Origin of the sequence: Neisseria shayeganii (genome assembly GCF_014054965.1) — a bacterium.
GTDB classification, from domain to species: domain Bacteria; phylum Pseudomonadota; class Gammaproteobacteria; order Burkholderiales; family Neisseriaceae; genus Eikenella; species Eikenella shayeganii.
This window is the reverse complement of sequence record NZ_CP059567.1, coordinates 1,469,951-1,496,191: the sequence shown is the minus strand read 5'-3', so window position 1 is coordinate 1,496,191 and position 26,241 is coordinate 1,469,951. Positions and strand designations below refer to the sequence as shown.

The window sequence follows — 26,241 nt, the reverse complement described above, 5'->3', positions numbered from 1 at the left end:
AAAAACTTCAAGCAAGCTGTGCCTGCAGCTTGCTTGAAGTTTTTTTTGCGTTTCGGCTTGTCCGCAGCCGCTGCTTCAATGACTTTCAGCAATGTTTTTGCCGAATTGGAGCGGAGCGGTTGGCCGTGCCTCCGGCATGGGGTTAAACCGGATCAGGCCGCCGCCGCAGCACCCATTTGATGTCGTCGCCGAGAGTCTCGACGCTGCGGGTTTGCCATTGGGGCGCACGGCTGAGCACGTCCGGGTTTTCAGGTAGCCCGAACAGGCCGCGGGCGCTGTGGCCGAGGATTTTGGGGGCCTGGTAGCAGACGATTTCGTCCACCAGGTCTGCGGCCAGAAAAGCGGTGTGGAGGGTGTGGCCGGCTTCGAGCATCAACTCGCCGATGCCTTGTTCGGCCAGGTAGGCGAGCAGGGCGGGAAGGGAAGGCCGGCCGTCGGCATCTGTGGGGAGGCGGTGCAGGCGAACGGCGGGGAAGGCGGCAAAGCGGCCGTCGGTATCGGCGGCGGTGAGGATGAGGGTGGCTTGGCCGTCTTGGATGAGGTGGCTGTGTACGGGCGTGCGCAGGCGGCTGTCGAGCACGATGCGCAGGGGCTGGCGCAGGGTGGGGAAGCTGCGCACATTGAGGCGCGGGTTATCGGCCAGCACGGTGCCGACACCGGTGAGCACGGCGCAGCTTTCTGCACGCAGGGTTTGCACGTCTTGGCGGGCGGCCGGGCCGGTGATCCATTGGCTGCGGCCGTCGGCCAGCGCGGTTTTGCCGTCGAGGCTGGCGGCGGTTTTCAGTTTCACGAAGGGGCGGCCGCGTTCGATGCGGGAGAGAAAACCGCGGTTGAGCTCGCGGGCTTCGGCTTCGTACAAACCGCAGGCTACCTGAATACCGGCTTCGCGCAGCATGGCCAAGCCTTTGCCGGCCACCAGGGGGTTGGGGTCGCGCATGGCGGCCACCACGCGGGCCACGCCGGTTTGGATGAGGGCGGCGGCGCAGGGCGGGGTGCGGCCGTGGTGGGCGCAGGGTTCGAGGGTGACGTAGGCGGTGGCACCGCGGGCGGCGTTACCGGCTTGGCGCAGGGCGTGCACTTCGGCGTGCGGTTCTCCCGCGCGCAGATGGAAGCCCTGGCCGATGATTTGCCCGCCGAGGGCGATTACGCAGCCGACGCGGGGATTGGGCGAGGTGGAAAAACGCCCTTGTTCGGCGAGGGCGAGGGCGTGCCGCATATGGGCGTGGTCTTGCGGGGAGAAATTGTTTGGGGTCATGGGCGGTGGTAAAAGGGGAAGGGCTATTCGGAGCGTGTTGTCAGAAAGCGTGGAGACGGTATGGGAGAACTTCCCCACCGGGGGCATCGCCCTCTGCGGAGCAATGGAAATGCCCGCAAGATCGGGCATCTTGCGAGCATTTTCGTGGTTCACTAGGACCAAATCTCAGTTTGGCTAGCAGGAACATGCTGCAATGCTTAGCGTTTCATCATGGTGAAACCACGATTTCAGCGTATTTTTTGGCAATTGCCCATTTTGCACTCCCACACATCGCCATCGGCACCCACTTGATGCATGGGATTCAGGCGCACATGGTCGGGGCTGCTGTGGCCGACCGTCGCGGCGCAGCCGGAAAGGGCGAATACGCTCAACGCTGTCAATAAACCGATAAACCATTTCTTTTTCATTGATACACTCCCGTGGCGCCACGCGCCACACTGTCTATGCCGCACATGGCCCACACTTCTTTCAGCGGTTGGCACTCATGCACGGGGTGGGCGCGATCCGCCTGGCACATCTGCCGCGCGCGGGCGGCCAGCATCTGCCGCCAGGCCGTTACTTGCGCATCACTCACTGCGCTTTGCGGATTGCCGCGCTCCTCCGCGCTTAAGTGTGCAACGTAGAAGCGGCGGTAGAGTTCGCCGTCGGCACGGTAGCGGTTGATCTGATTGCCTGAGGGATGGGCAAAACCTTCCGCCACCGCCACGCAGCTGTTGCCCGCTTCGGCAATGATGCGGCAGCGGCTGTTTGCATCGTCTGCGCAGCGTTGCAAGGTTTCGTGCCGCACCCGTTCGAGATTGGGTTCGCCGCGTGCGGCATTGGTGCCGTAGCTAGCCGCGCGGCTGTCGATGATGCGGTGGCCTGCACGATGCCGCTCTTCGCGGTGCGGCTGTGCGCCAATGGCAAAGGCGACATGGCGGGCGTCGTTGAAATAATAATAGCCGGTAATGCGTACGCCGCCCTGATTGGTGCCGTTTTGAGCAGGGGTTTGCAGGCCGGGTCGAATGTGGTGATGATAAATATCTTGCCGGAGTCTCTCTTGTGCTGCCCGGTTCATCTGCTGCTGGGCAGCGTTTTGAGCCTGCACGCTACCTGCAATCAGCAGGGCGGCCAATATGGGTATTTTGTGCATCACGGTGCTTTCTCCTTGTAGACGTTTGGGAGCCTTCATTCTACTGTAATAAGCGTTTTATGGTAGTAAAAACCTTAATATTTTAGCAATCTCAATCAAAGGATGGGTTTCAGGTAGCCTGTGCGGTCAGGATTAAACAGAGGGGGCGGTTTCGCCGGCGGTTTTGGCCGGGGCGGGAGCGTGGCTGATAGTGAGGGTTACGCTGTCGCGTTCGGCATCGTAGCCAATCAGCACTTCGCCGCCGCCGCTGAGGCGGCCGAACAGCAGCTCGTCGGCCAGGGCGCGGCGGATTTTGTCCTGAATCAGGCGCTGCATCGGACGGGCGCCCATTTGCGGATCAAAGCCTTTGTCGGCCAGATAGGCGCGCAGCTCGGGCGTGAAACGGGCTTCCACCTGTTTGTCGAGCAATTGCTGTTCCAGCGCCAGCAGGAATTTGTCGGTTACTTTGGCGATGATCTCGCTATCCAGCGGGGCAAAGGCAATCACGGCGTCTAGGCGGTTGCGGAATTCGGGGCTGAAGGTGCGCTTGAGGGCTTCGCCTTCGTCGCCGGCCTGCCGTTTGGCGGTGAAGCCCAGGGTGGGACGGCTGAGGCTGTCGGCGCCGGCATTGGTGGTCATGATGATGATGACGTTGCGGAAATCGGCTTTGCGGCCGTTGTTGTCGGTGAGCGTGCCGTAGTCCATCACCTGCAGGAGGATGTTGTAGATGTCGGGATGGGCTTTTTCCAATTCGTCGATCAGGAGCACGCAGAAGGGCTGTTTGCTGACGGCTTCGGTGAGCAGGCCGCCCTGTTCGAAGCCGACGTAGCCGGGCGGTGCGCCGATGAGGCGGGCCACGGCGTGCGGTTCCATGTATTCCGACATATCGAAGCGGTGCAGCGGCACGCCTAGGGTGTAGGCCAGCTGGCGTGCCACTTCGGTTTTGCCCACGCCGGTGGGGCCGGAAAACAGGAAACTGCCGATGGGTTTGTCGCTGTGGCCCAAGCCGGCGCGCGACATTTTGATGGCGGCGGCAAGCGCTTCGATGGCGGCGTCTTGGCCGAATACCATGCTCTTGAGGTTGCGTTCCAAGTGGCGCAGGGTTTCTTTGTCGTCTTGGGAAACGGTTTTTTCGGGAATGCGGGCGATTTTGGCCACCACGGCTTCAATCTGGGCGCTGTCTATGGTTTTGCGCTGCTTGGATTTGGGCAGGATGCGCTGGGCGGCGGCGGCTTCATCGATGAGGTCGATGGCTTTGTCGGGCAGGAAGCGGTCGTTCAGGTAGCGTGCCGACAGCTCGGCCGCAGCCTGCAGGGCGTTGGGGCTGAAGCGGATTTGGTGGAAGGCTTCGAAGGCGGGTTTGAGGCCTTTGAGGATTTGTACGGTTTCCTGCACGCTGGGTTCGTTGATGTCGATTTTCTGGAAGCGGCGGCTGAGGGCGTGGTCTTTTTCGAAAATGGTGCGGTATTCGCTGTAGGTGGTGGCGCCGATGCAGCGCAGCTGGCCTTTGGCCAAAGCCGGTTTGAGCAGGTTGGAGGCATCCAGCGTGCCGCCGGAAGTGCTGCCGGCGCCGATGATGGTGTGGATTTCGTCGATAAACAAAATGGCGTTTTCGGTGTCGGCCAGTTGTTTGAGTACGGCTTTGATGCGGGCTTCGAAGTCGCCGCGGTATTTGGTGCCGGCCAAAAGGGCGCCCATGTCGAGGGCGAAAACGGTGCTGCCGGCCAGGGCTTCGGGGATGTCGCCGTGAACCAGCCGGTAGGCCAAGCCTTCGGCGAGCGCGGTTTTGCCCACGCCGGCTTCGCCCACCAGCAGCGGGTTGTTTTTGCGGCGGCGGCACAGGGTTTGCAGCAGGCGCTCCATTTCGGCTTGACGGCCGATGAGGGGATCAATGCGGCCGGCGCGGACTTCTTCGTTGAGATTGACGGTGTATTTGCCCAAGGCGTTTTGCGTGTCTTCGGCCGGCTCGCCCGCTTCGTTTTTGGGCGATTCCTGCTTGTCCTGTTCCGAATCGGGGCGGATGCCGTGGGCGATGTAGTTGAGCACTTCGCTGCGGCCAACGCCTTGCAGATCAAGGAAATACACGGCATGGCTGCTTTTTTCAGACAATATGGCCACCAAAACGTCCACCGGCCGCACCAGGCGTTGGTCGGCCGATTGGGCGTGCAGAATGGCGCGCTGCATCACGCGCTGGAAGCCTAAGGTGGGTTCGGTTTCGGTGCGCGGCAGCGCGGCTTCGGGCAGCAGCGGGGTGTTTTCCTCAATGCTTTCGGCCAGTTGTTTGCCGAGTAGGGTCAGATTGACACCGCAGCCTTGCAGCACGGCTTCCGTATCACGGTCTTCGCGGATCAGCGAAAGCAGCAAGTGTTCGATGCCGATGAATTCGTGATGCCGGGCGCGGGCTTCGGCATAGGTGATTTGCAGGATGTGTTCGAGTTGTTCGGAAAGCACGGTTTAAACCTCCTCGACGGTGCTGAGCAGCGGATGGCCGGCCTGCTTGGCCCGGCTGTGCACTTGATGGCTTTTGGTTTCGGCAATGTCTTTCTGATAAATGCCGCACAGGCCCTTGCCTTCGTGGTGTACTTGCAGCATCACGGCCACGGCCCGTTCTTCGGGCAGTCGGAAAATGTCTTGCAGGATGCCGACCACGAAATCCATGGGGGTGTAGTCGTCGTTAATCAGAAAAACGCCGTATTGTTTGGGCGGCGGCGTGTGTTGTTCGAGCCGGTCTTGCTGCCGGGTGGTGTCGGTATGGGGGGCAAACATATTGATATTATTTAGAGTAATGCGGGTGTTGGGTGAAAATATAAAAGAAACGGTGGAAGGCTACCTGAAAACGGCGGTCGGCAACACGCCGATGAAGGCAATATATGGGAAGAAAATCATCTTTCTGTGTTTTTTTTGCTATTTTTAACTTTTCATTCAAACATTGCTTGACTAGAGTTAGGAAGCTAGGTAAAAAGTCTTCCGCAAACCAGGCAGCTTGAAAGTTTTTTCAGAACAAGCAGCTTAAGCCACCTTACGGATATTGTCGTTTACCTGCTCTGCCGCTTTGCTTTTTTGTTTTTGTTTTATTCAGAATAGGATTTTTTCTATGGCAACAGGTACTGTTAAATGGTTTAACGATGCCAAAGGTTTCGGTTTCATCACTCCCGACGAAGGCGGCGAAGATTTGTTCGCCCACTTCTCAGCCATCAATATGAACGGCTTCAAAACTCTGAAAGAAGGCCAAAAAGTTTCTTTCGATGTGACCACCGGCCCGAAAGGCAAACAGGCCGCCAATATTCAAGCGGTTTAATCTCCGCTGAGGGAAAAGCAGGCACGGCCTGCTTTTTTTACGGCCGTGCTTCGCGCATTCGGCGGGGCGCCTGATTGTAAACCAAGGAAGGAAAAACGTGCAGAGCAAAATAAGGCGGGGCATTTACTGGCATTATAAAGGGAAGCGGTACGAAGTATTGGACGTGGCCCGCCACTCGGAAAGCGAGGAATGGCTGGTGGTGTATCGCGCCTTGTATGGCGATTACGGTTTGTGGGTGCGGCCTGTGACCCTGTTTCTCGAGCCGGTGGCCACGCCTGAGGGCGAGGCGCCCCGTTTTGCTTTGGAAAAGGCTTTTTAGGCTACCTGAAAGCCATCTAAGCATTTGGTATCACTGGCGGTTTTTTAAAAATTTCGTTACAATCCGCTCCCTTTTTATTTTCATCATACACTGCCGAAATTGCCATGAAATTTGTTTTTCCTTATTCCGCACTGGCTTTAGCCGCCGTTTTTCTGCTGCACGGTTGCGGCGGCGGTCATGATGAGCAGGCTGCGTCCGAGGTATTGGTGCAAACCGTTGCCGTGCCCGACGGACAAGGCGGCACCGCCACCATGCTGCTGCCGGACTTTATCAAACTGGTGGAGCAGGAGGGGGGCGCAGTCGTCAGTATTCAAGCTTCCCGCGACGAACAGGCCATGGCCGACACCGGAATGCCTCTGGACGGCCTGCCGGAGAACGATCCGTTTTACGAGTTTTTCAAGCGGCTGCAGCCGCATGCCGATCCTGCCGAGCAAGAAGACAATCACAATTTCGGTTCCGGCTTCATCATCAGCCCCGACGGCTATATTCTCACCAACACCCATGTGCTGAGCGGCATGGACAACATCAAAGTGGTGCTGAACGACCGGCGCGAGTACCGGGCCGTGTTGGTGGGGTCGGATACCCAATCCGACGTGGCTTTGCTGAAAATCGACGCGCAGAATCTGCAGGTGGTGAAAATCGGCGATGTGAAAGCGTTGCGCGTGGGCGAATGGGTGGCGGCGATCGGTGCGCCTTTCGGTTTCGACAACAGCGTGACGGCAGGTATTGTGTCGGCCAAGGGCCGCAGCCTGCCGAACGAGAGCCATATGACACCGTTTATCCAAACCGATGTGGCGATCAACCCCGGCAACTCAGGCGGTCCGCTGTTTAATCTGAAAGGGCAGGTGGTCGGCATCAATTCGCAGATTTACAGCCAGTCCGGCGGTTTTATGGGCATTTCGTTTGCGATCCCGATTGATGTGGCGATGAGTGTGGCCGAACAGCTGCGCACCACCGGCAAGGTACAGCGTGCGCGCATCGGCGTGGTGATTCAGGAAGTCAGCTACGATTTGGCCAAATCGTTCGGCCTGCAGTCGGCCAACGGTGCGCTGATTGCCGAAGTGATGCCGGACGGGCCGGCGGCCCAAGTCGGCTTGAAGCCCGGTGACATTGTGTTGAGCGTGAACGGCGAAGCCGTGAAGTCGTCCAATGATTTGCCGGTGTTGGTGGGCATGATGCCGCCCGGCACCACGCTGACTTTGGGCATTTGGCGCGACGGCAAACAGCAGGATGTGGCTGTGGTGTTGGCCGCGAGCCAGGAGAATCATACCCTGTCTGCGCGTGAAAGCCTGCCGGAATATATCGTAGGCGAGGGCGGCGGCTTTGCCGTTGAGCAGGCCGGTTTGCAGTTGCTGCCCACGGCACAGGGTTTGGCGGTGATTCATGCCGGCGGACCGGCCCAGCGCGCCGGCTTGCGTCGCGGCGATGTGGTGTTGATGGTGGACCGCCAGCCGGTGCACGATAAGGAAAGCTTCCTCCGGGCTTTGGGCGAGGCGCATGACACCGTGGCCTTGCTGGTGCGCCGCGGCGACAGCAAAGTTTTTGTGGCTTTGGATTTGCGCGGTTAAACCGGGCTTTTACGGCAAACAGGCTGAGACCTTTGCAAAACCCCCAGATGTGGATGCAGTTCAAGGCGTAGCAGCGCAGCGAACGTGAACGCCAGGAATCCCCGCGGGACAGACATAATCATATAGATAGGCAAGCGAGCGAGCAGTACCCATAGGGCATAAACGCACAACGCAGAAATGCGCCGCAGATAGGGGTTTTGCAAAGGTCTCAGGCTACCTGAAGCGCTTTAGCTACGCAGAAACTCGCGCAGCTCGTTTTCAGGTAGCCTGTTGGTATTGAGGTGTCATGAGCGAAGGTTGTGGGCGGAGTTTTGCACTACATCCGGCTCAATTCGCGCTGCAAGGCTTGGATGTTTTGTTGGCGGTCGAGCACATCGCTTTGTAGGCTGTTGATGCGGGCCTGGTGGGCGGCGTAGGCGGCACCGTTGCCGCGTGGCAGGGTGCGGCTTTCGGTGAGCGCTTTTTGTGCATCGGCCAGTGCCCGGCGTTCGTTGGCCAGCTCTTGTTCGAGAATCATGCGGCGGCCGCTGTTGGTGCGCGTGGTGGGTGGGGCGACCACGGGTGCGGCAGGCGCCTGATAAGCGGCGCGTTGCGAAGCGGCAGGTGTGCGCACCGGTGCGGCGGCGCGCTGCGGGGCGGGTGCGGCAGCGGTTTCGGCCTGCGGCTGTCTTGCCGGGCGCGGGCGTTCGCTGCTGTAGGAGCCGATTTTCGGCAGATCGGCAGACCGGCAGCCGGGGCCGGGTTTGTTGCTGTAGCGGCCGTCGCCGCATTCGTACACAGCTGCGGTTGCAGGCAGGCTGAGCAACACACACAAGGCCAGCAAAACAGGTGTTTTCATTTTGTTTTCCCTTTTATTTTAAGCCGGTGGCGGCAAATTCCTGCTCAACCGCCAGCCGGGTCTGCTCCAGTTCTTCCTGCCAGAGCAGCCAGTTTTCTTCCAAGCCGTTTAATTGTACTTTGAGCGCGGCCAGCTTGGCTAAGTGTTCTTGCAATTTGGCTTTATTGTGTTCCGTATAGGCATCTTCCTGCGCCAGAAAGGCTTCGCTTTCCTGACGTTGCCGGTCGAGCTCGGCTATTTCGCGCTCGGCCCGCTCGATTTTCTGTTGCAGCGGTTTGCAGCGGCGGGTGCGTTCTTGGCGCAGCTGGGCTTCCAGCCGTTTGTTGTCTTTGCGGCTTTGTCCGGCGGCGGAAGCGGCGGGTTGTTCGGCGGCCTGCTCTTGGGCCAAACGCCATTGGCGGTAGTCGTTGAGGTCGCCGTCGAAGGTTTGTAGGCGGCCTTGGTGGATGAGGAGGAATTGGTCGGTGGTGGCTTCGAGCAGGTTGCGGTCGTGCGACACCACGATTAGGGCGCCTTGGAAGCTTTGTAAGGCCAGCGTTAAGGCGTGGCGCATGTCTAAGTCGAGGTGGTTGGTGGGTTCGTCGAGCAGCAGCAGGTTGGGCTTCTGCCACACGATCATGGCCAAGGCCAGACGGGCTTTTTCGCCGCCGGAAAACGGGGCGATGGGCTGCATGGCCATGTCGCCGACAAAATTGAACCCGCCGAGGAAGTTGCGGATGTCCTGCTCGCGCACGTCGGGCGAGAGCTGTTGGATATGCCAGACGGGGCTTTGGTCTTCGCGCAGGATGTCGAGCTGGTGTTGGGCGAAATAGCCGATGTTCAGTTTGTCGGCGCGGATGATCTGCCCGGCTTGCGGGGTGAGGCTACCTGAAAGGGCTTTGATCAGGGTGGATTTGCCGCTGCCATTGACGCCGAGCAGGCCGTAGCGGGCGCCGCTTTCCAGCGACAGGCTGGTGTTGTGCAGCACGGTTTCGCCGCCGTAGCCCAAATCGACCTGATCCAGCTTGAGCAGGGGATTGGGCAGGTGTTCGGGCTGCTCGAAAGAGAAGGAGAAACTGCTGTCTAAATGGGCGGGTGCGATGCGCTCCAGTTTGGCCAGGGCTTTCATGCGGCTTTGGGCCTGTACCGCTTTGGTGGCTTTGGCTTTGAAGCGGTCGATGAAGGATTGCAGGTGTTTGATGTGGGCTTGCTGCTTGCTGTAGGCCGCCTGCTGTTGTGCCAGCCTTTGGGCGCGTTCCTGCTGGTAGAAATCGTAGTTGCCGCCGTAGCTTTCCAGCTTCTGCCCGGCCAGCTCGATGGTGTGGGTGGTGACGGCGTTGAGGAAGTCGCGATCGTGCGAGATGATGATTTGGGTGCAGGGCAGGGCGGCCAGATGGTTCTCCAGCCACAATACGGTTTCCAAATCCAAGTGGTTGGTGGGTTCGTCGAGCAGCAGCAGATCGGCGCGGCACATCAAGGCCTGGGCGAGGTTCAGGCGCATCCGCCAGCCGCCGGAAAAAGCGCTGACCGGTTTGCCGTGTTCTTCCTGGCTGAAGCCCAAGCCGCTGAGCAGTTTGGCTGCGCGGGCGGCGGCGGTATAGGCGCCGATTTCTTCGAGACGGGCATGGCATTCGGCCATGCGGATGCCTTCGCCGCTTTGTTCTGCGCTTTGCAAGGCCGATTGCCAGTGTTGCAGTTCGGCGTCGCCCTGCAATACATAATCGAGGGCGGATGTTTCCAGAGCGGGTGTTTCTTGGGCAACGGAGGCCAAACGCCAGCCGGCTGGCAGGCGGATGTCTCCGCCATCGGCCACGATTTCGCCTTTGATGAGGGCGAACAGGCTGGATTTGCCGCTGCCGTTTTTGCCGATTAGGCCGACACGGCGGCCGGGCGTGATTTGGGCTTGAGCTTGTTGGAGCAAAACTTTCAAGCCGCGTTGCAGGGTGAGGTTTTTGATTTCGATCATGAGGAATACGGGCTACCTGAAACGGGGTTCGGGCAGCTTGGGCAAGCTGTAATAAAGGTTGGTGTGCCGGATGCGGTGTCGGGATAGCAAACCGTAGCGGCTGAAGTTTGAGGCTACCTGAAACAGGATTTCAGGTAGCCTTTGTTGTGTTGCGGCCGCAGATCAGGCAGTGAGCGTGCCTTTGGTGGAAGGCATTTTGCCGGCCATGCGGGGGTCGTGTTCTACCGCCATGCGTAGGGCGCGGCCGAAGGCTTTGAATACGGTTTCGGCTTGGTGGTGGGCATTGACGCCGCGCAGATTGTCGATGTGTAGGGTCATCATGCTGTGGTTCACCAGACCGTGGAAAAATTCGCTGAACAAATCCACATCGAAGCGGCCGATCATGGCGCGGGTGAATTCGATGTTGTAGGTGAGACCGGGGCGGCCGGACAAATCCAACACCACGCGGCTTAAGGCTTCATCCAGCGGCACATAGCTCATGCCGTAGCGGCGGATGCCGGTTTTGTCGCCAAGCGCCTGCTTTAAGGCTTGGCCGAGGGTGATGCCAATGTCTTCCACGCTGTGGTGGTCGTCAATATGCAGATCGCCTTTGCAGTGGATGTCCAAATCAATCAGGCCGTGGCGGGCGATTTGGTCCAGCATGTGCTCCAAAAACGGAATGCCGGTATCGAATTTGGCACGGCCGGAGCCGTCGAGATTGAGGGAAACGGTAATCTGGGTTTCGCTGGTGTTGCGGGTAACGGTGGCGGTGCGCATATCGTGATCCTGATGAGGCTGTGTCGGAAGCGGAGGCTACCTGAAAACGAAAAACGTTTATTTTAGCGGATTTTTGTGATCCGGCCTATTTGCTTGAAATTCCATCTTTCAGAAGAAGTAGAAGGAGGCAGTGAGAAAAATTGGGCATTTGAAAGATAGAAGCCACACTTACTGATAATGTTATGATATATTTACTCCACATAAATTTTCTTAACTTAAAATAACGAAAATAAAATTATTCTACAAGGGATATTTCATCATGGTTGTTCAGCCTATCCGAATTTACTACGCCCATTCCGCTGAAAACCGGCCTGAACAAAAACGGCAAACCTTGCAAAGCCTTTTCTCTAAATATGAAAAGATAGCTTCAAGGTTTGCCGTTTTTTTATGTAAATTTAACTTAACTAGGAAGAAGATGAATGGCTGAACATTTTATTGCCCACGTCCGCCGTTCCGATAATGCGCCTCAATCTGTGGCCACCCATCTTACCGAAACCGCTGCGATTGCCAAGCTGTTGGCTGGGAAACTGGGCTTGGATCTGTCTGGTGAACTGTTGGGATTAATGCATGATTTCGGTAAGTATTCATTGAAATTCCAAAAATACATTCACGATGCAACTGGCTTGATTAATCCGGACTTGGACGAAGAAGAAAGTATGCCGGATGGTACGAAAGTCGATCACTCCACAGCCGGTGCGCAATGGGTTTATCGAAGCTTGAAGCAGTTTGGCGTTCGTCAGGGTGGAGGGGAGTTATGCGGGCAGATGCTGGGACTATGTATTGCTTCTCATTATGGTATCGCTTTGGTAGCAAGTAAGGAATATGGTGAATGCCGATGAAAGTATTTATGGCGCATGTGCGCGTTAGCGATATCGACAAGTTTCAAGTTCATGATGTCAGAAAACATTTGCAAAAAGTAGCCAAGCTTGCCGCTCAATTTGCTGGTGCGCGAGGGAGAGTCTTTGCTTACTATGCAGGTCTGCTGCATGATTTAGGCAAGTTTCAAGCGGCCTTTCAGGATTATATTGAAAGAGTCAGTGGCTTTAAGAAAGAAGATGCTCATCTAGAAAACTTGGAGGAAAGGGGAGTAGCAGCCAAGATTTCGCACTCGACAGCGGGTGCCAAGTATGTGGTGGGGGCTTTTGATCCATTTTTTGGGCACTTATTGGCGTATTTGATTGCCGGACATCATGCGGGTTTGGCAGATTGGAATGATAAAGGGAGCTTAAAGCATCGTTTACAACAGGCGGATCAGGAATTAGAGAGTGCGTTGCTGGGAGTAAGAGAAGGTGGATTTGATGAGCAAATCCAAAATCTTTCCGATGATGATCTGTTGGCAGATTTTCAGTCGTTTTTTGCGGAAAACGACAAAATTTTAGCCGAACTTCATGTCTGGATTCGGTTTTTGTTTTCTTGTTTGGTGGATGCCGATTTCTTGGATACCGAAGCGTTTATGAATGGCTATGCGGATGCGGAGATGGCAAGGCAAGCCGGCCTGCGACCAAGTTTTCCTGAGTTGTCGGAGTTGCATAGTCGCTATCAGGCGTATATGGAAGCATTGGCAGCAACGACTGATAAGACTTCTGTACTCAACCAGGAACGCAATCAAATTTTGATGCAATGTTTTCAGGCGGCTGAATGGAATGAGTCATTTTTTGGTTTGACGGTGCCAACTGGTGGCGGCAAGACTTTGGCCAGCCTCGGTTTTGCACTCAAGCATGCATTGAGGTTTAATAAAAGACGCATTATTTATGCGATTCCGTTTACCAGTATTATTGAACAAAATGCCAATGTATTTCGCAAGGTGTTGGGTGATGAGGTGGTGCTGGAGCATCACAGCAATCTGGAGGTGGATGAAAAAAAGGAAACGGCACGCAATCGTCTTGCTGTTGAAAATTGGGATGCGCCACTGATTGTGACCACCAATGTGCAATTGTTTGAAAGCCTTTTTGCTGCTCGTCCCAGTCGTTGCCGGAAAATCCATAATATTGCTGACAGTGTGGTGATTTTAGATGAGGCGCAGCAAATTCCACGGCCATTCCAAAAACCGATTACAGATGTGATGCGAGTGTTGGCGCGTGATTATGGCGTGACGTTTGTGCTGTGTACCGCTACACCGCCCGAGTTAGGTAAGGACGTCGATGTTTTTGGAAGAGTTTTATTGGAGGGGTTGCCGCAGGTTTACGAAATCATTGCGGATAAAGCTGCATTGGCAAAGCGTTTGCAGCGTGTTCGCATTAGGCTACCTGAAAAAGATGATCCCAAGAAAAGCTGGCAACAGGTTGGTGATGAAATTGCCGAGCGCAATTGCGTGCTGGCTGTGGTCAATACGCGCAAACATGCTCGTAAGTTGTTTGCCGCCCTGCCTGCAGATGGCATCAAGCTGCATTTGTCTGCCAATATGTGTGCCGCACATCGGGCGGAAGTAATTGCTCTGATTCGCCGCTATTTGCAGCTTTATAGCGATGGCAAACTTGCGCAACCGCTTTGGGTGGTCAGTACGCAGCTGATTGAGGCGGGTGTCGACTTGGACTTTTCGGTGGTTTATCGCGCCATGGCAGGTTTGGATAGCATTGCGCAGGCGGCTGGGCGCTGCAATCGCGAAGGAAAGCTGCCGGGTTTGGGAGAGGTGGTGGTGTTCCGAGCAGAGGAGGGTGCGCCCAGTGGCAGTTTGAAACAAGGACAGGACATTACCGAGGAAATGCTGGCGGCAGGTTTGTTGAACGATCCCTTATCGCCCGATGCATTTGCAGAATATTTTCGACGTTTCAATAAGAAAGGGGAGCGTGATCAGCACGGAATTTCCACATATCTGATGATGGAGCAACCCAGCGAACAAAATCCATTGGCTATTAAATTCCGTACCGCCGCAGAAAAATTCCGTTTGATTGATGGTCAAGGCGTGGCTCTGATTGTGCCGTTTATTCCTTTAGTTTGGGAGGAAAGAGAAAACCTTCCTAACATCGTTAAGACATATGAACTGACTGAATTTTTTAAACATTGTCTGGACGGGGTGCCGGTTGAGGAGTGGGAAGGCATATTAAAAAAACGGCGCTATCCGTCTACTCTCGATGAACACTTCGGAAAAACGGATAAACCACCTTTACCCGAGCCGTTTGAGACATGGTTATCGTATTTGGAAAGTGATCCACTAAAGTACAAATGGGTATACCGCAAGTTGCAGCGCCACACGATTACCGTACATGAAAACGAGTTGAAAAAGCTGCCGGTAAATGCTGTGGTGGAACGGGCAGGGTTATTGGTGCTGGACGTCGGATATTATGATGAGGTGCTTGGAGCAAGTATGGATGACAATTGGCTGATGTCTCCTGAGTGTTCTGTTATGTAAAGGAAACGCCCCTAATTGGGAAGGGGCGTTTTTTATCATGGAATATTCCAAAATACGTTCATGGTTTCAACACACATTTTCACGCAAGGAAAATGAATCAACATTGTACAGGTGACATCAATAAGCCACAAATTGTGTTTGACAGGTATGTTTACGTTTGAATAATATACGTTCATGGAATTAAAAGGAGAAGGGTAATGAGCTTTATTCTAGAAGTTAGCGGTGATTTTGCCTGCTTCACCAGGCCGGAGCTCAAGGTAGAGCGTGTCAGCTATCCGGTGATTACGCCTTCGGCTGCGCGCAATATTCTAATGGCCATCTTATGGAAACCGGCTATCCGTTGGCGGGTGTTGAAGATTGAAATATTGAAGCCGATTCAGTGGGTCAATATTCGCCGTAACGAAGTGGGCAGTAAAATGAGCGAGCGTAGTCAGGGTTTGTATATCGAAGATAGCAGGCAACAGCGTGCATCAATGCTGTTGCGCGATGTGGCCTACCGCATTCATGCCGATTTCGATATGACCGATGAAGCGGGGCAGGGTGATAATCGCAAAAAGTTTGTAGAAATGTTCGAACGCCGTGCAATAAAAGGACAATATTTTCATCAGCCTTATCTCGGATGTCGGGAGTTTCCTTGTAATTTTAGATTATTGGAAAAAGCGGAAGACGGACTGCCACGTGAAGACATTACCCAGGATTTCGGCTTTATGCTGTATGACATGGATTACAGTAAATCCGATCCGCGCGACTCCAATCGCGCCGAGCCAATGTTTTATCAATGCAAGGCCGAGCATGGCGTCATTATTGTGCCGCCTGCCGGTAGTGAGGAGGTGAAGCGATGATGCTTCATGCCTTGACTCGCTATTATCAGCGTAAAGCCGTTTCAGAAGGTGGAGTGGCTCCGGAAGGATTTGAGAAAAAAGAGATTCCCTTTGTAATTGTTCTCGATAGGCATGGACGCTTCATCCAGTTGGAAGATACTCGTGAAGCGAGAGGTAAAAAAAAGGTTGGCCGTGCTTACTTGGTGCCCAAGGCTTCTGCGCGCAGTGGCTCCAAATCCTACGAAACCAGCAATGTTTTGTGGGATCACTATGGGTATGTGTTGGCTGCAGCCAAGGAAGTTGACGGCATAGCCAAAAAAATGCCGGATGCGGCGGCGGCTGAGGCTGAAAAAAACCGTATATTGGCAGATAACCAGCATGCAAGTTTTGTGGCCAAGGTTGATGAGCTGAAAGAAGCGTTGCCGGATGATTTTGGTATTGCGGCAGTGGCTACGTTTTTGGCATCGACGGAAGAAAAAACAAAGGTTTTCCAATCGAAAAATTGGGCTGAGTGCTTGAAAATCAAAGGCTGTAATTTGAGTTTCCGTCTAGTTGATGAGGTTTCGGCTTTGGTTTGCCAATCAAAAGCCTTGCAAAATTACTTGGCGGCAGAGAAGGAAGGAGAGGAGAGTGACCAGCAGGAAGGAATCTGCTTGGTTACTGGTCAGAAGGCGCCGATTGCTCGCCTGCATTCGTCCATCAAGGGGGTAAATGCCAAGCCGTCTCCTTTTGCTTCGGTTAATTTGGCGGCTTTTGAGTCGTACGGTAAGGCGCAGGGATTTATTTTTCCTGTCGGCGAGCAGGCGATGTTTGAATACACCACTGCGCTCAATATGCTGCTCGCCAGTGATAACCGCTTTCGTATTGGTGATGTGACCGCCGTGTGCTGGAGCGAAAAACCCACGCTTTTGGAGAGTCGGGTTGCTCTCATGATTAATGGCGGCGGCAAAGACAATCCCGACGCGCATATCGACGAAGTGAAGTCGCTTTATAAGAGCTTGCACAACGGAAAATATGCTGAGCCGAATGCCAAGGACAAGTTTTACCTGTTGGGTTTGTCGCCGAACGCGGCGCGGATTGTAGTACGTTTCTGGCATGAGACCACGGTAGCAGCATTGTCGGAAAATATTGTCCGCTGGTATGACGATTTGCAGATGGTGCGCGGCGAAAAATCACTTTATCCCGAGTTTATGCCGTTGATGCGCTTGCTGTGCAATTTGGTATTGGAAGGCAAGGCGGAAAATTTGCCGCCGGATTTGATTTCACAGGTTACCCAAAGCGCTTTAAGTAATCGTCCGTTGCCAGTTAGCCTGTTGCAAATCGCTTTGCGCCGTAACAAGGCCGAGCAAAAAGTAACTTATGGACGGGCATCATTGATTAAGGCTTATTTAAACCGCGCTGTCCGGGCGGGTAGTTTGAAAAACATGAAGGAGTTGACAATGAGTTTAGACCGAGAAAGAGGGGATATTGGTTATGTACTTGGGCGGTTGTTTGCCGTACTGGAGAAAGCTCAGGGGGAGGCCAATCCAAATTTGAATGCCACCATTGGCGACCGCTATTTTGGTTCGGCCAGTAGCACGCCTGTCGCAGTATTCGGCACATTGATGCGCTTGGTGCCGCACCATTTGAGCAAGCTCGAACATGAAGGCCGTGCTGTGCAGCTGAAATGGGAAATTCGGCAGATTTTAGATCAATGTCAACACTTTCCCAGCCATCTCAATCTCGAACAACAAGGTTTGTTCGCTATTGGTTATTACCATGAAACCCAATTTTTATTTACCAAAGATGCTTTGAAAGATCTGTTCAACCAAGCCAAATCTGCTAAGGAGTGATTCAAATGACTATTGAAAAACGTTACGACTTTGTTTTTTTGTTTGATGTACAAGACGGTAATCCCAATGGAGACCCCGATGCAGGAAATTTGCCGCGCATCGATCCTGAAACTGGCATGGGTTTGGTTACTGATGTTTGCCTGAAACGCAAAGTGAGAAATTTTGTGCAAATGACACAAAGCCCGGAGCAGCACGATATTTTTATCCGCGAAAAAGGGATTTTGAATAACCTGATTGACGAAGCGCATGAGCAAGATAACGTTAAAAGCAAAGAAAAAGGCGAAAAAACCGAGGCTGCCCGTCAATATATGTGCAAGCGTTACTACGATATCCGTACCTTTGGCGCGGTAATGACCACCGGCAAAAATGCTGGCCAGGTGCGCGGCCCTGTGCAGCTTACCTTCTCGCGCTCCATTGATCCTATTATCACGCTGGAGCATAGCATCACCCGCATGGCTGTGACCAACGAAAAGGATGCCAGCGCAACCGGTGATAACCGCACCATGGGACGCAAATTCACCGTGCCTTATGGCCTCTATCGTTGTCACGGCTTCGTCTCTGCCCATTTTGCCAAGCAAACTAGCTTCAGCGAAGCAGACCTAAACCTGTTTTGGGATGCGCTGATCAATATGTTTGATCATGATCATTCCGCCGCGCGCGGGCAAATGAACGCACGCGGTCTGTATGTCTTCGAGCATAGCAGCAGCTTGGGTGATGCGCCTGCCGATAGCCTCTTCAAGCGTATTCAAGTAGCCAAAAAAGAAGGTGTCGACGTTGCCCGCAGTTTTGATGACTACACAGTAAGCGTCAATGAGCAAGACCTGGCTGCCACCAAGTTACACCGCAAACTAGGTTAACCATGCGCTCCATCCCGCTCTCCGCCCTGCAACACTACGCCTTTTGTCCGCGCCAGTGTGCCTTGATTCATAACGAGCAAGCATGGGCGGAGAACTACTTGACCGCACAAGGCCGTGCGTTGCATGAGCGGGTGGACGGCGGCGAGCCGGAAACGCGCAAGGGCGTGCGCTTCGAGCGCAGCGTGCATGTGGCGGCGGAAAAATTGGGTGTGCACGGCGTGCTGGATATGGTCGAGCGCGATATGCAAACAGGCCGCCTGAAACCCGTCGAATACAAACGCGGCAGACCCAAGCCCGAGCCGTCCGACGAAATCCAGCTCTGCGCCCAAGCCCTGTGCTTGGAGGAAATGACCGGGCAAACAGTGGCAGAGGGCGCATTGTGGTATATGCAAACCCGCCACCGCGTGCCGGTGGTATTTTCAGACGGCCTCAGGGCGGAAACGCTGCATACCATCGCACAAGTGCGCGGGCTTTTGGAAAGCGGCATCACCCCGCGACCCGAATACGGCAAACGCTGTAAAGCCTGTTCGTTGATTGAGGTTTGTCAGCCGAAGTTGATGGAGAAGGATAGGTCGGTGGGGTATGTGAAGGGGGTGTTTGGAGATAATGATTTAGTTTAAAAAGAAGGATGAATTATGGAAATTAAAAATCTTAGAGATTTGATTGATGCTTTGAATAAGTTGGGTGAGCCTGAACTTGGATATACTCGTTTTTTTCGTGGACACTCAAGGTCTTCTTATAGATTGGAACCTGGCATTTATCGTTCTGATAATATTAAAAGCCCTAGTGATCCGTTATATCTGATAAAAAATGAAGATAAAATTATTCGAGATGCTCTGACTAACTGCCCAGATGCTTTCAGTTCAAGTGATACTCTTTTTGAAAAACTGGTAAAAATTCAACATTATGGATATGCGACACGTTTATTAGATTTAACATCCAATGCGTTAGTTGCACTTTATTTTGCTGTGCAAGAAGGTAATAATGAAGCCAGTGATGGCGAATTGATTATTTTAGATATCCCTGATGCTGAAATAAAATATAATGATAGTGATGTTGTGGCAATTTTATCTGCGATTAGTTTAAGAAATAATTCATTCTCTATTGAGAATTATATAAAAATAGCTAAATTGCAAGCTATTATTACGTCTATAACATATATTTTAACAAATAAAAGGGAATCTATTTCAAGTGAAATGGAATCTAGGTTAGGAAAAATTGATTTTACGAATTATCAAAATATTACAAGAGGGAAAAATGTAGAAGAATTATCTAAAATCTACAGAGATTTGATTTCAGATAATTCAATAGAAAATGATGTATTGTTTGTGAAAAGTGTTGAAGAGAAATATGATAAAGAATTTAAGGAGTTTTTTAATAAGCAATCGGAAATAGCTAGATTGTTACATGATATTAGGAATGATAAGCCTAGTTTTGCTCCTATTATTAATCAGAAAGATTTGGCTCGAGTGGTATGTGTTAGGGCTAAATTAAATAATCCAAGAATTGTAAGGCAACAAGGAAGTTTTTTATTGTTTGGAATGAATAATAAAAAAGAAATCCAAGCTGAGGTTAGTAGTGATTGGAAGCGCTTATCAAAGGATGGTGAATGTTTCATTATTAAAAGCGAAGCAAAGCAAAGGATTTTAAGAGAGTTAAAGGCATTTGGCATCAGCCGACAGAATTTGTTTCCGGAATTAGATTCACAAGCTAAAGATATCATGGAGAAATATATTGTTTATGAGCAGTCAGCGTAGGGCGCGTAGCCTTAGACACGCACATGTTGATAGATTGTGTGTTTTTGATTCCATGCCGTCTGAAAACCTAATTTTTTTCAGACGGTCTTAGAAGTTGTCAATGGAGAAAGTGTGTCTTGCGCTACACGTATGGAGTAGGTCGGGCATAAATGCCCGACCTACGGAAGCTACGGTAAAACCCTTTTCAGGCAGGCATTTATCAACCCAATGCCTGTCTGAAAACAATAAATACGTTATTTTTCAGCCAGCGTAGGTCGGATACTCGTATCCGACAAATGTTTGATATTTTCGTTGTCTCAAATTATTGCGATAAATTTGAAAATGTCGGATTCAAGAATCCGACCTACCTTGTTTCAGGTAGCCTAAGCACCAACCTCAAAAAGTGCGGTCAAAATTCAAGGAGTTTTTCAGGCCATGCGCAAGCTGCAAAACACGCTCTATATCACTACCCAAGGCAGTTATCTGCATAAGGAGCGGGAAACGCTGGTGGTGGAGCAGGAGCGCAAGAAGGTGGCGCAGTTGCCGGTGCATGCGATCGGGCATATTTTTTGTTTCGGCAATGTGCTGGTGTCGCCGTTTTTGATGGGGTTTTGCGGTGAAAACAATGTGAATCTGGCGTTTTTTACCGAAAACGGACGGTTTTTGGGGCGTTTGCAGGGGAGGCAGAGTGGTAATGTGTTGCTGCGGCGGGCGCAGTATCGGCTGTCGGAGCAGAATCCCGTGCCGATTGCGCGACATATTATTGCGGCGAAGATTCAGTCTGCCAAGCGGGTGTTGCAGCGGCGTTTGCGCAATCATGGCGAGCATGCGGAGGTGTTGGCGGCGGTAACGGCGTTGAATTTTAGTTTGCAGCAGTTGAAGCGGGCGGAGTGTTTGGACAAGGTGCGCGGGATTGAGGGCGATGCGGCGGCGCGTTATTTCGGGGTGTTCCGGCATTTGCTTGCGGAGAAAAGCGGTTTTGATTTTGACGGTCGCAACCGCCGTCCGCCGCGCGATGGGGTGAATGCGCTGTTGTCTTTTCTGTATGCGGTGCTGGGCAAGGATATCAGCGGGGCGTTGCAGGGCGTGGGCTTGGATCCGCAGGTGGGTTTTCTGCATGCCGACCGGCCGGGGCGCGACAGTTTGGCGCAGGATATTTTGGAAGAGTTCCGCGCGTGGTGGGTGGACAGGTTGGTGCTTTCCCTGATTAACCGCGGGCAAATCAAGCCGCAGGATTTTGTGCATGAGGCCAGCGGCGCGGTGAATATCAAACCCGAGGCGCGCAAGCTGGTTTTTCAGGCCTTGCAGGCGAAAAAGCAGGAGAAGATTATCCATCCGTTTTTGCAGGAAGAAGTGGAAATCGGCCTGTTGCCGTATATTCAGGCGATGCTGCTGGCACGCCATCTGCGCGGGGATTTGGCGGAATATCCGCCGTTTTTGATGCGTTGAGTTTTTCAGACAGGAATTTTCAGACGGCCTTTCAGGTAGACTATTGAGGCCCTCTGAACATTTATTGGTTTTTGGTTCATGCGGATAAATAAGGAGATGACGATATGATAAAGCTTGACCCGATAATTGCGGTAAAAGATGTTGCAGCCAGCGCAGATTGGTATGGCAATGTTTTTGGTTTTAATAATGTGCACGACGGCGACAATTATTTTGCGATATTGGCCACGCCGGAAAACGATATTGTTCTTTGTCTGCACGCTTGGGAAGCGGACGGCCATCCGACCATGATCAATCGGAATATCACGGCAGGTAACGGTTTACTGCTTTATTTCAGAACGGCTGATTGGCAAATCATTAGGAATAATCTTGAAAAAATCGGCTGGGCGATTGAAGAAGATATTCATCAAAACCCCAATTCCCGCAAGCAGGAATTTTCTTTCCGCGACCCTGACGGCTATTTTATTACGGTAACGGAATGGCATGTTTACGAAGGATAGTTTGGATAAGGAAGGGGTGGGATTTTCAGGTAGCCTGTAATGCCGGTCTGAAAAATAAAAGGGAAATACCATGCTGATGTTGATTACTTATGATATTTCGCTGGAAGACGCAGATGGGCAGGCGAGGCTGCGACGCATAGCCAAGCATTGCTTGGACTACGGCGTGCGCGTGCAATATTCAGTATTCGAGTGCGACGTAACGCCGGATCAGTGGGTAAAACTGAAAGCCAAATTATTGGACACTTACCAGCCCGAAACCGACAGCCTGCGCTTTTACCATCTGGGCAGCAAATGGCGGGGCAAGGTGGAGCATCATGGCGCGAAGGCGGCGGTGGATGTGTTTCAAGATACGCTGATTGTGTGATCGCTGACCCGTGGTTCTCATGAAAATGCGGGGAGGTTAGCGATGCGGGATTGTTTTTTAACAATCAGGAAATTAGGAAAGCGGGTGTGGCGGAATAAGGCTGTGTTATACTGCTTTTCGCGTTTTCGGGAGGCTTTAGCGAATCAGGGCTAAGCAAGCCTTGATGGATAAAGGTTTCTGAGAACGAATCAGCCGCCTTCGGGCGGCTGTGTGTTGAAACGATTGCCCAACACAATGCCCGCAACACCCCGCAGTCAGCCGCCTTCGGGCGGCTGTGTGTTGAAACTGTCCCGAGTAGTCATTAAAGGTTTCAAACATATCAGCCGCCTTCGGGCGGCTGTGTGTTGAAACAAAAAATTCAGCACCCATGCCAGCTGCGTGTGGAAATAACGAGGCAGATAAAAGCAAAACGGTGTACCCAAGTCCGGTGGAGCGGATGCAGAACATACCTGTAGAATATGCCTTGCTCGACAAAGCTTGTGATACAAAGAACATTGGATTGTTGGCAGTTGACGGCTATCTGTACCGTATCACTTGCGGTATTCTGCCAAAGTTTGCAGGCAAGGTTTGCTTTGCGGATGGATATTGCCGATACCGGCGATACACGATTAATCCGCTTTTTGTTGCAATAACCAATCGTACAAATCTTTTTTGTGCGTACCGCTGATTTCGGCGGCTAGGGCGGCGGCCTTTTTGGGTGGCAGTTCGGCGGCCAGCAGCTGCATGATGTGCTTGGCCTGCGGCGTGAGCGCCTGTTCGGTGCGCTCAAGCGGCGGGTGTAGCACCAACACCATTTCGCCGCGGCTTTGGTTGGCATCGGCGGCTACTTGCGCCTGCACATCGGCCACGCTGCCGCTGAGGAAGGTTTCAAATGTTTTGCTGATTTCGCGGCCGAGCACCAGTTGGCGCTCCGGAAAAGCGGCGGCCATCTCGGCCAAAGTGGCTTCGATGCGGTGCGGCGTTTCAAACATGACCACGGCATAGGGCACTTCCCGCCATTCGGCCAAGCGCCGCTGGCGCTCGCTGCTTTTGGGCGGCAGAAAACCGGCGAAATAGAAATCCGGCCGGGTCACGCCGGCCACGCTGAGAGCAGCCATCACTGCGCTGGCGCCGGCCACCGGCACGGCGGAAAAACCTGCGGCGCGTACCCCCTGCACCAGCTTCGCGCCCGGATCGCACACCGCCGGCGTGCCGGCATCGGAAATCTGCGCCACCACCAGCCCTTCAGCCAGCGCGGCGATCACCCGTTCCGTCATCTGCCGCTCGTTGTGTTCGCGCACGCTCAGCAGCTTGGCCTGAATGCCGTAGGCGCCCAAGAGCTGTTGGCTGACGCGCGTGTCTTCTGCGCAGATGAGGTCTGCCCGCCGCAATACCGCCAGTGCGCGCAGGCTGATGTCGGCCAGATTGCCGATGGGGGTGGCGGTCACATACAGGGTGCCGGGCGCGATTTGGCCGGCCGCCTTATCCAGAATTTTTTGCCACATGGTTTTGCAGAATGGTGAAAACGGTGCGGACTATATCATGAAAGGAGGGCTGATGCGGCTCAACCATCCCCGTGCGCAAGCAGCGGAAGAAGCGGCTTGCGGCTACCTGAAACGCTGCGGCTGCCGCATTCTGGCGCGCAACTGGCATTGCCGCTACGGCGAGATCGACATCATCGCGCAGGAAGGGCAGACGGTGCTGTTTGTCGAAGTGCGGCAGCGCAGCGGCCAAGCCTTTGGCGGGGCGGCGGCCAGCATCACGCCGGCCAAGCTGGCCAAACTGTCGCGCAGCGCAGAAGCCTGGCTGCAACAGCACGCACCGCATGCCGATTGCCGCTTGGACGCGGTGCTGTTAGACGGCAACGGCCCGCCTCAATGGCTGAAAAACATCGGTGTCTGAACAGATGCCATGTGCAAGAATCGGCAAAATCGGGCGAGGCAAGCTTGCTGATGACACGCTTCAAGGCAAAAAGCTTTATAATTCCGCCCTTTTCGTCCCTTTAAAATCTTCCCCGCCGCACGATGACAGACAAACTCCCGCCCGACGCCCTGATCGAAGCCGCGCTGCTCACCCAGGCCGAGCCGCTCGGCGAAAAAGCCATGCGCGAATTGTGCGAGCCGCCGTTGTCGGCCGATAAGCTGATTGATGTGTTGGCCGTGCTGAAAACCCGCTGGCAAAGCCGCGCTTTGGCATTGGTGCATACCCATGAAGGTTGGCGTTTTCAGGTAGCCCCTGCCGCGTTTGAGCGTTTGGGCAGCCTGCAGGAGCAGCGCACGCCGCGCTATTCGCGGGCGGTGATGGAAACCCTGGCCATTATTGCCTATCAGCAGCCGGTTACCCGTGGCGACATCGAAGCTATCCGCGGGGTGGCGGTGTCGCAAAATGTGATGCAAACCCTGCAGGAGCGCGGCTGGATCGAAGTCATCGGCCACCGCGATTCCATCGGCCGGCCGGCTTTGTGGGCCACCACTGCGGTGTTTCTCAGCGATTTGCGTTTGGAAAGCCTCAACGAGCTGCCGCCCTTAACCGAATTGGGCGAATTGGTGTTGCCCGAGCTGGCCGAACTGCCTGCGGGAGAAGCAGAAAAAGAGGCGGAAGAGAGCGTATCCGATGCCGGCCCAGAGGCTACCTGAAAACCGCTTGGGCCGAAAAATCAGTTTGATGTCGGTTGCGGGCGGGCGTTGCATCAAAAACCCGCCCGCAGCCGCTTTTTATCCTGCCGCAAACAGCCGCAGAAGAACCGTTGATCACGAGTTAGGAGTTCCACCATGAAAAAAACGTCCCCCACCAGCAAGCGCGAATGGCGCGACGGCGGCCGAAGCAAGCCGGCCGGCCGGCCGGCGGCCAAGAAAAACCTTTCAGGTAGCCCGAAAGGCAAGCCTGCGCGCCAAGCCGCACAGCAAGAAGCAGTGGCGGCGCCGAAAACCCGGGTGGCCAAGGCGAAAAAGTTGGTGGTGCGCAATCCGAACCAAAAAATCATGGAGCGTGCCCGCGATTTGAAAGAGCAGCGCAGCAATTTGGACAGCATCGAGCCGGTGCGTCTGCAAAAAGCGCTGGCGGCTTCCGGCGTCGGCTCGCGCCGCGAGATGGAGGCTTGGATCGAGCAGGGTTTGGTGACGGTAAACGGCAAAACCGCCCAATTGGGCGACAAAGTATCGCCCGAAGACCAAGTGGTGGTGAAAGGCAATGTGATCAAACTGAAATGGCCCGACCGCCTGCCGCGCATCATTCTCTATTACAAGCAGGAAGGCGAGATTGTGTCGCGCGACGACCCGCAGGGGCGCGTGAGCGTGTTCGACCGTTTGCCGCAGGCCGCGAGCAGCCGCTGGGTGGCCATCGGCCGTTTGGATATCAACACCAGCGGCCTCTTGATTCTCACGACTTCCGGCGAGTTGGTAAACCGCTTCGCCCACCCCAGTTTCGAGGTGGAGCGCGAATATGCGGTGCGCGTGCTCGGAGAATTGAGCGTGGAGCAGATGCGCATGCTGACCGGCGAGGGCGTGATGTTGGACGACGGTTTGGCGGTGCTGGAGCGCATTCAGGAACAGGGCGGCGAAGGTGCGAACAAGTGGTACAACGTGGTCATCAAAGAGGGCCGCAACCGCGAAGTGCGCCGCATCTTCGAGAGCCAGGGTCTTACCGTGAGCCGCTTGGTGCGCGTGGGTTTCGGCCCCATCGGCCTGCCCAACCGCCTGAAGCGCGGCCAGTTTTACGAGCTCAATCCGGCGGAAGTGGCCGGCGTGATGCGCTGGGCCGATATGCGTTTGCCGGGCGACAAACGGCGCCGTTGAGTATGAAAAGAGAGTTTGATGATTAAAGTTTATGGCTTGGCCGAGCAGCTGAATCCGGTCAAAGCGCGTATGTCGGATGTGCTCCACGACTGCCTGACAGCGGTATTACAGTTGCCGGACGATAAGCGTTTCCAGCGCTTTTTTCCTCTGCCGAGCGAAGATTTCATCTTTCCTGCAGACCGTTCCGCACGGTTCACCCAGATTGAAATCCATCTGATGGAGGGGCGCAGTACGGAAACGATCAAACGGCTGATCCATGAAATTTTCCGGCGTTTTGAGCAAGAGCTGGCGTTGAGTCCGCAGGACGTGGAAATCACCGTATTGGTACAGCCAAAAACCTGTTGGGGATTTCGCGGCATGACTGGAGATGAAGTAAAACTGAATTACCGTTTGGATCTTTAAGATGACTGAAAGGGCTTGTTTCAGGTAGCCTAAATACAGAAATTAGACACATTGTCTATAAATTTACTCCT

General features: G+C 53.9%; 25 protein-coding genes and 1 pseudogene. 17 read left to right on the top strand and 9 right to left on the bottom strand.

Translation table 11 applies throughout. The features are described from left to right. Nucleotides 1-142 precede the first annotated feature (142 nt). The 5 genes from ribD to clpS all read right to left on the bottom strand — a co-directional run bounded on the left by ribD (nt 143) and on the right by clpS (nt 5,132). Nucleotides 143-1,255, bottom strand: a complete 1,113-nt coding sequence (gene ribD / locus H3L94_RS07250) for a bifunctional diaminohydroxyphosphoribosylaminopyrimidine deaminase/5-amino-6-(5-phosphoribosylamino)uracil reductase RibD (protein ID WP_182121471.1) — start codon at nt 1,253-1,255, stop codon at nt 143-145. Nucleotides 1,256-1,482: 227 nt separating this feature from the next. Then, nucleotides 1,483-1,662 (bottom strand): hypothetical protein, encoded by a 180-nt coding sequence (locus H3L94_RS07245; RefSeq protein WP_009119285.1) that lies wholly within the window; start codon nt 1,660-1,662, stop codon nt 1,483-1,485. Continuing rightward, nucleotides 1,659-2,390 (bottom strand): hypothetical protein, encoded by a 732-nt coding sequence (locus H3L94_RS07240; RefSeq protein ID WP_156787003.1) that lies wholly within the window; start codon nt 2,388-2,390, stop codon nt 1,659-1,661. Before H3L94_RS07240 ends, H3L94_RS07245 begins: the two co-directional genes overlap by 4 nt. Nucleotides 2,391-2,519: 129 nt before the next feature. Continuing rightward, a complete protein-coding gene (clpA, locus tag H3L94_RS07235) occupies nt 2,520-4,817 on the bottom strand; it encodes an ATP-dependent Clp protease ATP-binding subunit ClpA (protein WP_182121470.1) in 2,298 nt (765 codons plus the stop codon). Nucleotides 4,818-4,820: 3 nt separating this feature from the next. Further along, entirely contained in the window at nt 4,821-5,132 is a 312-nt protein-coding gene (gene clpS / locus H3L94_RS07230; RefSeq protein WP_182121469.1) for an ATP-dependent Clp protease adapter ClpS, read from the bottom strand. A gap of 328 nt (nt 5,133-5,460) precedes the next feature. Here clpS and H3L94_RS07225 point away from each other — a divergent pair, with 328 nt between their 5' ends. The 3 genes from H3L94_RS07225 (at nt 5,461) to H3L94_RS07215 (ending at nt 7,551) form a co-directional block, all read left to right on the top strand. Further along, the gene (locus H3L94_RS07225; protein ID WP_009119280.1) at nt 5,461-5,664 is read left to right on the top strand and encodes a cold-shock protein; all 204 of its coding nucleotides are present in this window, start codon (nt 5,461-5,463) and stop codon (nt 5,662-5,664) included. 97 nt (nt 5,665-5,761) lie between these two features. Further along, complete coding sequence (locus tag H3L94_RS07220) at nt 5,762-5,983, top strand: DUF1653 domain-containing protein (protein WP_182121468.1); 222 nt, start codon at nt 5,762-5,764, stop codon at nt 5,981-5,983. 104 nt (nt 5,984-6,087) lie between these two features. Next, nucleotides 6,088-7,551, top strand: coding sequence for a DegQ family serine endoprotease (locus H3L94_RS07215; protein ID WP_182121467.1), 1,464 nt, complete (start codon nt 6,088-6,090; stop codon nt 7,549-7,551). 316 nt (nt 7,552-7,867) lie between these two features. Here H3L94_RS07215 and H3L94_RS07210 read toward each other — a convergent pair whose 3' ends face one another. The 3 genes and pseudogenes from H3L94_RS07210 to hisB all read right to left on the bottom strand — a co-directional run. Beyond that, entirely contained in the window at nt 7,868-8,389 is a 522-nt protein-coding gene (locus tag H3L94_RS07210) for a hypothetical protein (RefSeq protein WP_182121466.1), read from the bottom strand. 13 nt (nt 8,390-8,402) lie between these two features. Continuing rightward, nucleotides 8,403-10,334, bottom strand: coding sequence for an ATP-binding cassette domain-containing protein (locus tag H3L94_RS07205; protein ID WP_182121465.1), 1,932 nt, complete (start codon nt 10,332-10,334; stop codon nt 8,403-8,405). Between the two features lie 162 nt (nt 10,335-10,496). Continuing rightward, nucleotides 10,497-11,087: pseudogene (gene hisB, locus H3L94_RS07200) on the bottom strand (imidazoleglycerol-phosphate dehydratase HisB); the annotation flags it as partial. A 422-nt stretch (nt 11,088-11,509) separates the two neighbouring features. Here hisB and H3L94_RS07195 point away from each other — a divergent pair. The 10 genes from H3L94_RS07195 (at nt 11,510) to cas2 (ending at nt 21,995) form a co-directional block, all read left to right on the top strand. Further along, complete coding sequence (locus tag H3L94_RS07195; protein ID WP_182121463.1) at nt 11,510-11,929, top strand: CRISPR-associated endonuclease Cas3''; 420 nt, start codon at nt 11,510-11,512, stop codon at nt 11,927-11,929. Further along, complete coding sequence (gene cas3, locus H3L94_RS07190; protein ID WP_182121462.1) at nt 11,920-14,439, top strand: CRISPR-associated helicase Cas3'; 2,520 nt, start codon at nt 11,920-11,922, stop codon at nt 14,437-14,439. The genes H3L94_RS07195 and cas3 overlap by 10 nt, the downstream gene beginning before the upstream one ends. 197 nt (nt 14,440-14,636) lie before the next feature. Then, on the top strand, nt 14,637-15,281 hold the full coding sequence (gene cas5c / locus H3L94_RS07185; protein ID WP_182121461.1) for a type I-C CRISPR-associated protein Cas5c: 645 nt from the start codon (nt 14,637-14,639) through the stop codon (nt 15,279-15,281). Further along, nucleotides 15,278-17,092, top strand: coding sequence for a type I-C CRISPR-associated protein Cas8c/Csd1 (gene cas8c, locus H3L94_RS07180; protein WP_182121460.1), 1,815 nt, complete (start codon nt 15,278-15,280; stop codon nt 17,090-17,092). Before cas5c ends, cas8c begins: the two co-directional genes overlap by 4 nt. Nucleotides 17,093-17,097: 5 nt before the next feature. Continuing rightward, a complete protein-coding gene (gene cas7c, locus H3L94_RS07175; protein ID WP_182121459.1) occupies nt 17,098-17,949 on the top strand; it encodes a type I-C CRISPR-associated protein Cas7/Csd2 in 852 nt (283 codons plus the stop codon). A 2-nt stretch (nt 17,950-17,951) separates the two neighbouring features. Next, nucleotides 17,952-18,569, top strand: a complete 618-nt coding sequence (gene cas4 / locus H3L94_RS07170) for a CRISPR-associated protein Cas4 (RefSeq protein ID WP_182121458.1) — start codon at nt 17,952-17,954, stop codon at nt 18,567-18,569. Nucleotides 18,570-18,584: 15 nt separating this feature from the next. Beyond that, nucleotides 18,585-19,706 carry an FRG domain-containing protein gene (locus tag H3L94_RS07165; protein ID WP_182121457.1) on the top strand — a complete coding sequence of 374 codons (1,122 nt, stop codon included), beginning with the start codon at nt 18,585-18,587 and terminating at the stop codon, nt 19,704-19,706. Between the two features lie 414 nt (nt 19,707-20,120). Continuing rightward, entirely contained in the window at nt 20,121-21,134 is a 1,014-nt protein-coding gene (gene cas1c / locus H3L94_RS07160) for a type I-C CRISPR-associated endonuclease Cas1c (protein ID WP_182121456.1), read from the top strand. 104 nt (nt 21,135-21,238) lie between these two features. Continuing rightward, a complete protein-coding gene (locus H3L94_RS07155) occupies nt 21,239-21,631 on the top strand; it encodes a VOC family protein (protein ID WP_182121455.1) in 393 nt (130 codons plus the stop codon). 70 nt (nt 21,632-21,701) lie between these two features. Continuing rightward, nucleotides 21,702-21,995 carry a CRISPR-associated endonuclease Cas2 gene (gene cas2 / locus H3L94_RS07150; protein WP_182121454.1) on the top strand — a complete coding sequence of 98 codons (294 nt, stop codon included), beginning with the start codon at nt 21,702-21,704 and terminating at the stop codon, nt 21,993-21,995. A 608-nt stretch (nt 21,996-22,603) separates the two neighbouring features. Here the strand turns inward: cas2 and rsmI are convergent. After that, nucleotides 22,604-23,479, bottom strand: coding sequence for a 16S rRNA (cytidine(1402)-2'-O)-methyltransferase (gene rsmI / locus H3L94_RS07145; protein WP_182121453.1), 876 nt, complete (start codon nt 23,477-23,479; stop codon nt 22,604-22,606). A gap of 52 nt (nt 23,480-23,531) precedes the next feature. On the opposite strand from rsmI, the gene H3L94_RS07140 reads away from it, so the two are divergent. The 4 genes from H3L94_RS07140 (at nt 23,532) to H3L94_RS07125 (ending at nt 26,170) form a co-directional block, all read left to right on the top strand. Then, the gene (locus H3L94_RS07140; protein WP_182121452.1) at nt 23,532-23,876 is read left to right on the top strand and encodes a YraN family protein; all 345 of its coding nucleotides are present in this window, start codon (nt 23,532-23,534) and stop codon (nt 23,874-23,876) included. Nucleotides 23,877-23,998: 122 nt separating this feature from the next. Continuing rightward, nucleotides 23,999-24,610 carry an SMC-Scp complex subunit ScpB gene (gene scpB / locus H3L94_RS07135; RefSeq protein WP_182121451.1) on the top strand — a complete coding sequence of 204 codons (612 nt, stop codon included), beginning with the start codon at nt 23,999-24,001 and terminating at the stop codon, nt 24,608-24,610. Nucleotides 24,611-24,745: 135 nt separating this feature from the next. Further along, nucleotides 24,746-25,768, top strand: a complete 1,023-nt coding sequence (locus H3L94_RS07130; protein WP_182121450.1) for a pseudouridine synthase — start codon at nt 24,746-24,748, stop codon at nt 25,766-25,768. Between the two features lie 18 nt (nt 25,769-25,786). Continuing rightward, entirely contained in the window at nt 25,787-26,170 is a 384-nt protein-coding gene (locus H3L94_RS07125) for a tautomerase family protein (RefSeq protein ID WP_182121449.1), read from the top strand. Nucleotides 26,171-26,241 lie beyond the last annotated feature (71 nt).